Raw genomic sequence first — 7038 nt, 5'->3', positions numbered from 1 at the left:
ATCGGCTTTCTCGGCGCGGGCTCCATTCTGTTGCGCGGCGAGATCATCCGCGGCCTCACGACGGCGGCGAGCCTGTGGTCGGTCGCCGCGATCGGACTCGCCGTGGGCGGCGGACTCTACACGGCATCGATCGCTGCTACCATCATCATCCTGATCATTCTTGCGGGTATCAAGCCGCTGGAACGGCGGTTCATATCGGTGAAACAGCGCCGTCAGTTGACCTTGCTCGTGGAGCGCGGCACGTTGAATTTCCACGCGCTGCATGAGGCGCTTGGTGCGGGAAGCGTGCGGGTGAAGCAGTTTGTCGTACAGCAAAGCGATGATTCCGCCGACCTGGATGAAGTGCAGATTTCGCTGTCGCGGGTGTCGGCGACGGAATATCAGGCGATTTGCGCAAGGTTGCGCGCGCTGGATACCGTGCGTGAATTCAAGGAAGAAGGCGCACTGTAGCGATGTGGTTGCCGAAATTATCGGCAGCGACGTGCGACAATGCGCGCTCAAAAAATCCCGCAGACGTTTGGCGCCGGGCCGCTTTATAAGTGGTGGTGGTCGCTCGCAAGCTTCGCTTTCCGCGTTGTTCTTCATCATCGACTTATGCCCGATTCCGCTGTAGATCCCGCTCGTCCAGATGTTTCTCCTGCCTCGGCTGATGACCCTGCCAATATGGCTGCCCACGCGCCCGCTCCGATAGACGCCGCCGCCAGACTTGCTCGTGCCGCGCGGCCAGTGCAGCGTGGCGCTGTGATGAGCCGCGCGCCGTACGGAGCGCCGACGCTCGATCTGTTCGCCGAGGATACCGAGCGCGCCACGCTCCAGGCGTTGAACACGGACATCCGGCAGTGCACGCTGCCGGGCTTCGAATTGCCGGACGTGTTCATGGCGGCGGTGGAGGCTGTCTCGTCGATGGAAGACGCGCAAGAGCACTTGGCATCGATACGCGCGACGCGGCACGAAGCAAGAGAGGACGATACTGCCGGTTGTAGTCAACCCGAAGCCCCCGCCAACGGCGAATTGCCGCTGGCGTCAGCCGATCACTCGAACACGGAACCGCACACCGGCTCCCGAAAAAGCTCACCGCGGGTCGACTAGGACTCGGGCCGCCACTCTCGCGGCTCACACTTTCCTGCGTTGATTCCATCCGTGTAGGAAACCTAGCCGCAACAATCCGGTAACCCTTACTGTTTTTGCGGTCTTGATACTGCTCTGTCGTTGCTAAAACGCATTGATGTAGAAAAACTACGAAGAAAATGTTGCGTTGCGCTAGGAATCTGTCAGTGAAAACCCTATAATCATGCCTAAGGGATAACCCTGAACCAACCAACCGGAGTTTGACATGAGCTACCTCTTCGCACTGCTGCAAAAAATCGCATCGCTGTTTGAATCGCCGCATCTTCCGATGGACTCGGACTACTCGTACCAAGCCCGTCAAGCCGAAGCAGAGCGCGTACGCAAGGCACGTGGCACCGTTTTCGGTATTCGTCTGTGAGCTGTCGCGAAAGCAGCGCGGACCGCGTCGAAAGTTGATCATGCTGTTGTTTTTTGCTTGACATGAAATTTTCGTAGTGCGGTCCGCCTGTTTTCTTAGAGTTTCAATGATGTAGTTTTTCTAGCTTGGAAACGTTTTACCGATAGCCTGGTTGTCTCCGCGGCCATCGTCACAAATTCCCCGCTTCATCGGCGTTGCTTCGTGCGCTTTCCGTTTCGCTTTCCCCACCGTATCGATTTCCCATACTCGCTGGACGAGGCCTGATTCACGCCTTCTATTACAACCACATAACGGATCAGGTTACTGAAATCGTTCCGTAATATGTCGTACGAAAAACTTGATTTCATATTTTCGTTGCTTACACGGTGCGCCAAAAAAACCAGTGGCCCGCCGCCGTATATACGTCCTGAAAGTCAATTCAATCAACAGCTTGCAATTTACGCGACCCGACGCGGACTATTCTTTTCATTGATACGAACACTTACAAGCCCTCACGTCGTGCAATCTGCGGCGTGGCTAAAGTGGTTTCAACGACGCGGCACTGGCACAACACATCCCCACGTTCACCGCGCGTCTTGTGAGAAGCTAAAAAGGAGAATAGTCATGAAAACATCACGCACGATCATCGCTGCCTTGCTTGCCGGCGGCGCGTTAATGACGGGCACGGCGGCATTTGCTCAGGTCGACAACGGCATGATTCACGGACCGGCCATGCAGCAAACCTACGGCGAGCCCCACATGATGAAGACCGCCGTGGTGATCAACCTCGGCTGGCACGGCGACCGCTATTGGGACGGTCATCGGTATTGGCAGCGCGACGAATGGATGCGCCATCACCCGCACGATCAGGGTCCGCACCACCCGCCGCATGATGACCGCCACCATGACTGATCTCACGGGCTGAGATCAGACCGAGATGCACGGCAAAAGCCGGCTTCCTGAAAAGGCCGCCGGTTTTTTTTCGCCCTGGATTTGCCGCTCCGATGCACGTCACGGCCGTTTGGCCGAGGCGCGGGTTTCAGGCCGCTACGCTATCCTAGCCGGCAAGGGTTGAATGATCGGCTTAAAAACAGCGGAGAGAAATTGAATCAGATCACTATCGGCGTGGTGGGCAGTGGCCTCATGGGCGTTGGCATTGCAACACAAGCGGCGCTGCACGGTTACCCGACCATTGTTCATGACATCGATGCCGCGCGGCTGGCGTCGGTGCAGGCAAAAGCAGAGGCAATCCTTGACGAACTGATCGACGCTGGCGTTTTCCATGCGGACGATAAAGCGGTTGTCCTCGGGCGCATTGAAACCACGGACAAGCTCGAACGTGTGGCGACGGCGGGGTTTATCGTGGAAGCGATTCCCGAATTGCTCGAACTGAAAAACCGGACCTATAGGGCGCTCGAACCGTTACTGCGCGACGACGCCATCTTTGCCAGCAATACCAGCGGTTTTCCGCCCGATCTTCTCGCGCAAGTGCTGGAAAACAAGGCTCGGTTCGTGATTGCGCATTTCTGGAATCCACCGCATACCATCCCGCTCGTTGAAGTCGTACCGGGTACAGAAACCGATCCCGAGGTCACACGCCGCACGGCAGATTTGATGACGGCCATCGGCATGGAACCCGTTGTGCTGACAAAGGCTATTCCGGGCTTCGTTGGCAACCGGCTGCAGTTTGCCGTGTTGCGAGAGGCGCTGGCTATCGTGAGGTCGGGCGCGGCGACCCCGGAAGTTGTCGATGCCGTGATGAAAGCGTCGCTCGGCCGGCGTTACGGCATGGTCGGACCGCTGGAAAGCGCGGATCTGGGCGGGCTCGACACGCTGCTCGACATTGGCTTGCATTTGATGCCCGAACTTGCGAAGGATGAAGACGTCCTGCAGCTGATGCGCGAGCGCGTGGAAAACGGTCACGTGGGCGTGCGCAGCGGGCAGGGCTTTTATGATTGGGACGATGCACACCACGCGCGCGTGAAGGCGGGGCGCAAACGGCTGATCCATCACACGGCAAAGCAGACCAGGAAGAATCATGAATGACAGCAGCAATACCTCCGGCACACATTTCTACCACCCCGACGAAGGACATCAGCTTCGACACGATCCGTTCAAGGCGATCGTTGCGCCGCGGGTGATCGGGTGGATATCAAGCCGGGATCCGAACGGCCGCGTCAACCTCGCGCCGTACAGCTTTTTTGGCGCGTTCGCGACGTTCCCGTACATCATCGGGTTCTCGAGCGAAGGGTACAAGGACAGCATCACGAACATCGAGGAAACCGGCGAGTTCGTGTGGAATCTGTCGAGCAGGCCGCTCGCCGAGCAGATGAACAAGACATCCGCGCCGGTCGCGCATGAGGTCGATGAATTTGAACTCGCCGGGCTGACCAAGGCGCCGGGCGTGAATGTGAACGTGCCGCACGTGGCGGAGTCTCCGGCGGCGCTCGAATGCAAGCTTCTGCAGATCGTCCGGCTGAAAGCGCTGGACGGCACGCCAATGAACAACTGGCTCGCGCTCGGCCAGGTGGTCGGCGTGCATATCCGCCGTGAGTTCCTGAAGGACGGCATCTTCGATACCGCCGCCGCGCAGCCAATCATGCGGGCGGGATATCGCGGGGACTACGCCGCAATTGGCGAGATGTTCGAGATGATCCGGCCGACGTCGTAGGTTGATCAGACCCGGAACACGCTCACCGCGCGGTTGAGCGCTATCGCATGTTCGAGCAGTTCAGCGGTTGACTGTTCCGCTTCGCCGACCAGCGCCGCATTCTGCTGCGTCGCTTCGCCGATCTGCGCGACCGCGAGATTCACCTGCTCGATACCGCTCGATTGCTCGCGCGACGCCACGCTGATTTCACCGATGATCGCGTTCACCCGCGCGACGCGTTCCACGATTCCGGTCATCGTGCCGCGCGCTTCTTCGGCGATCCGGTAACCATCGGCGACCCGGCCGACCGATTCCGCGATCAACCCCTCGATCTCCTTCACGGCGGCAGCGCTGCGTTGCGCAAGGCCGCGCACTTCGGACGCCACGACAGCAAATCCCCTGCCGTGTTCGCCGGCGCGCGCCGCCTCGACGGCCGCGTTCAACGCCAGGATGTTCGTCTGGAACGCAATGCCTTCGATCACGGAGGTGATGTCCGAGATCTTGCGCGCTGATGCATCGATTGCGCTCATCGTGGTGACGACGCGGCTCACCGCTTCGCCGCCCTCACGTGCCGCTTCGCTTGCCGATGCCACCAGTTGATCCGCCTGCGCCGTATTGGCGGCGTTTTGCTGCACTGTCGATGTGATCTGTTCCATGCTCGCGGCCGTCTCCTCGAGACTGCTGGCCTGCGTCGCGATGCGCTGCGAGATGTCGCTGCTGCCGGCCGCGATCCGTCCGGTGCCATCCGACATGTCCGCCGATGCACTGCGCACTTGCGTGACGATACGCGCCAGGCCCGTCGCGATGCCATCGATTGCGATCATCAACCGGCCGACGTCGTCTTCGCGCGTGGTGGCGAGGCGCACGCTGAGGTCGCCCGCGGCGATCTGTTCGCACGCGTGCGTGACGTGTTCCAGCGGCTGCGTCACGAGCTTGCGCACGGCAAAAAGCAGCACGGCGACCAACCCGGCGATCACGAGCAACCCCAGCACCAGGAAACGATGGCGCATGGCTCGCATATCCGCGAGAAGTTCATCGCGATACGCAATTCCGCCGATCACCCATTGCCATTCGGGCACTGAGCGAAACACGATCTCCTTCGCGCCGCCATGCACTTGCGGGTTCGCAAGCTCGGGCGTGGAAGGGGCATCGAAGGAAAGGCGGCCTTCTTTTGCGTCCAGCATCTGCTTGAACGGCGCGATGCGTTCATCGGCTGTCTGGAGCGACGTGCCGGTCGAGTCGCCTATGCCCGGATGCACCAGAAGCTTGCCGCGATTCGGCCCGCTCGATGCATCGATGACAAAGAAGTAGCCGTTCTCGCCGACCTTCAGATCGCGAATGTTCTGCTGCAGCTTGGCGATCTCCGCCGTGATGTCCACGCCCACGAACAACGCGCCGATCACGCGGCCCGATGCATCGGCGACGGGTTTGTACTCGGTGATGTACTGCTTGCCGAACAGCGACGCCATGCCGGTAAATCGCTTGCCGCCCACGATCAGCGCATATGCCGGGCTCTTGCGGTCGAGCAGCGTCCCGATCGCGCGCTCGCCATCCTGTTTTTTCAGCGAGGTCGTCACGCGCACGAAATCGTCGCCGCTTCGCGCAAACACGGTCGCAATCGCGCCGCTGCGTTCGAGGAACTGATCGGGAATCGAGAAATCGAGGTTCATCGGCTTGTCGCCGGCTTTGAATGTCGGCGTCGCCAGTCCGCCGATATCGACCTTTTGCGTTTCGTCCAGCGCAAAATCCGTCGGGAGGAAGCTCGAAAACAGCGTCATGGCGCGTTCGACTTCAGCGGTGACGGCTTTGTCATAGAGACGGATCATCGTGCCGATTGCACGGTTATCGTCGTCCATGCGGCCGAGCGCCTGGGCATCGATCTCCTCGCCGGCCGAATGGGTGACCGCAATGGTGAAACCGGCGACGACCATGGCCGCAAGAACGCACGCAAGAACAGCGAACTTCGCGCCGGCACTTGCCCGGCGGAGGTTGAATTTCGACATAGTGATTTCTGAGATACATGTAGGGAATATGAAGGGTTAACGGCAGCGAGGCGGCATTCTTGACCTGAAACGACCGTTCGCAACGCTTCCGGGTCCCGGGAAAAGGCTGAAAGCTGCCTGAAGTTCGAAGAAAAGCGCGGCCACTTGCTCTGGCGCGACATCCGAAAAATCCCACAAAATCGCTCTCGATCGCGCGCAAACCCTGTCCCAACAAGGCTCCGTCTTTTTTTCTTCGAGAAAATGCAAATCGAGGTGTCGTATTTCCACATGTGGGCGTCGGAAATAGTCGGCAACCCGCACTTTTTTCTGGCAACTATGTATGCAGAGCGCGGACGCACGTCCGCCAACCAGGAGAGCGTTCGATGAAATCCGAAAAGGTCGTGGTCGAAAACCTGTGCAAGGTCTTCGGTACGAGCCCGAAGCAGGCGATCGACATGCTTGCCGGCGGCGCAACGAAAGAAGAGGTCTTTGCCAGGACCGGCCAGATTGTCGGCGTCCACAACGTGTCCTTCGACGTACGCGAGGGCGAGATTTTCGTGCTGATGGGCTTGTCGGGTTCCGGCAAGTCGACGCTGATCCGGCTGATCAACCGGCTGGTCGAGCCGACCGTGGGTAAGGTCCTTATCGACGGTCGCGATGTGGCGTCTGTCCCGCGCTCGGAGCTGACATCGCTCAGGCGCAAGGACATGAGCATGGTGTTCCAGTCGTTCGCGCTGATGCCGCAACGCACGGTTTTATCGAATGCGGCGTTCGGACTGGAAGTGGCGGGGATCGGACGCAAGGAACGCGAAAAACGCGCGATGGGCGTGCTCGAACAAGTGGGTCTTGCGCCGTTTGCGCAGAAGCTGCCCGCGCAGTTGTCGGGCGGCATGCAGCAGCGCGTGGGCCTTGCCCGGGCGCTGGCCGTGAACCCGTCGCTG

Annotated in this window: 8 protein-coding genes; 7 read left to right on the top strand and 1 reads right to left on the bottom strand. The window is 59.8% G+C overall.

The genetic code is table 11. The features are described 5' to 3' along the window. The 6 genes from ACFFAR_RS19725 to ACFFAR_RS19700 all read left to right on the top strand — a co-directional run. The coding region (locus ACFFAR_RS19725) for an MgtC/SapB family protein (RefSeq protein ID WP_375508314.1) at positions 1 to 450 on the top strand (450 nt) is incomplete at its 5' end. 294 nt (positions 451 to 744) lie between these two features. Continuing rightward, complete coding sequence (locus ACFFAR_RS19720; protein ID WP_086380677.1) at positions 745 to 1089, top strand: hypothetical protein; 345 nt, start codon at positions 745 to 747, stop codon at positions 1087 to 1089. Between the two features lie 244 nt (positions 1090 to 1333). Continuing rightward, entirely contained in the window at positions 1334 to 1486 is a 153-nt protein-coding gene (locus ACFFAR_RS19715; protein WP_162916086.1) for a hypothetical protein, read from the top strand. A 603-nt stretch (positions 1487 to 2089) separates the two neighbouring features. Next, positions 2090 to 2377 carry a hypothetical protein gene (locus tag ACFFAR_RS19710; RefSeq protein WP_174363841.1) on the top strand — a complete coding sequence of 96 codons (288 nt, stop codon included), beginning with the start codon at positions 2090 to 2092 and terminating at the stop codon, positions 2375 to 2377. Between the two features lie 192 nt (positions 2378 to 2569). After that, a complete protein-coding gene (locus ACFFAR_RS19705) occupies positions 2570 to 3511 on the top strand; it encodes a 3-hydroxyacyl-CoA dehydrogenase family protein (RefSeq protein WP_062171906.1) in 942 nt (313 codons plus the stop codon). After that, complete coding sequence (locus ACFFAR_RS19700; protein WP_062171910.1) at positions 3504 to 4136, top strand: flavin reductase family protein; 633 nt, start codon at positions 3504 to 3506, stop codon at positions 4134 to 4136. The genes ACFFAR_RS19705 and ACFFAR_RS19700 overlap by 8 nt, the downstream gene beginning before the upstream one ends. 5 nt (positions 4137 to 4141) lie before the next feature. Here the strand turns inward: ACFFAR_RS19700 and ACFFAR_RS19695 are convergent, their stop codons facing one another. Continuing rightward, positions 4142 to 6118 (bottom strand): Cache 3/Cache 2 fusion domain-containing protein, encoded by a 1977-nt coding sequence (locus ACFFAR_RS19695; protein ID WP_375508313.1) that lies wholly within the window; start codon positions 6116 to 6118, stop codon positions 4142 to 4144. Between the two features lie 362 nt (positions 6119 to 6480). Between ACFFAR_RS19695 and ACFFAR_RS19690 the strand changes: the two genes are divergently transcribed. Continuing rightward, a partial coding sequence (locus ACFFAR_RS19690; RefSeq protein WP_174363844.1) for an ATP-binding cassette domain-containing protein occupies positions 6481 to 7038 on the top strand: 558 nt, incomplete at its 3' end.

The sequence above is a fragment of the uncultured Caballeronia sp. genome, assembly GCF_964243625.1.
Taxonomy (GTDB): domain Bacteria; phylum Pseudomonadota; class Gammaproteobacteria; order Burkholderiales; family Burkholderiaceae; genus Caballeronia.
The sequence above is the reverse complement of the archived record's forward strand: the minus strand, read 5'-3'. Positions and strand labels throughout refer to the sequence as shown.

Excerpts from the sequence above, each read along its gene's own strand:
- ACFFAR_RS19700 (WP_062171910.1), top strand. The coding sequence starts at position 3,504 with ATGAATGACAGCAGCAATACCTCCGGCACACATTTCTACCACCCCGAC.
- ACFFAR_RS19710 (WP_174363841.1), top strand. The coding sequence starts at position 2,090 with ATGAAAACATCACGCACGATCATCGCTGCCTTGCTTGCCGGCGGCGCG.
- ACFFAR_RS19695 (WP_375508313.1), bottom strand. The coding sequence starts at position 6,118 with ATGTCGAAATTCAACCTCCGCCGGGCAAGTGCCGGCGCGAAGTTCGCT.
- ACFFAR_RS19715 (WP_162916086.1), top strand. The coding sequence starts at position 1,334 with ATGAGCTACCTCTTCGCACTGCTGCAAAAAATCGCATCGCTGTTTGAA.
- ACFFAR_RS19720 (WP_086380677.1), top strand. The coding sequence starts at position 745 with ATGAGCCGCGCGCCGTACGGAGCGCCGACGCTCGATCTGTTCGCCGAG.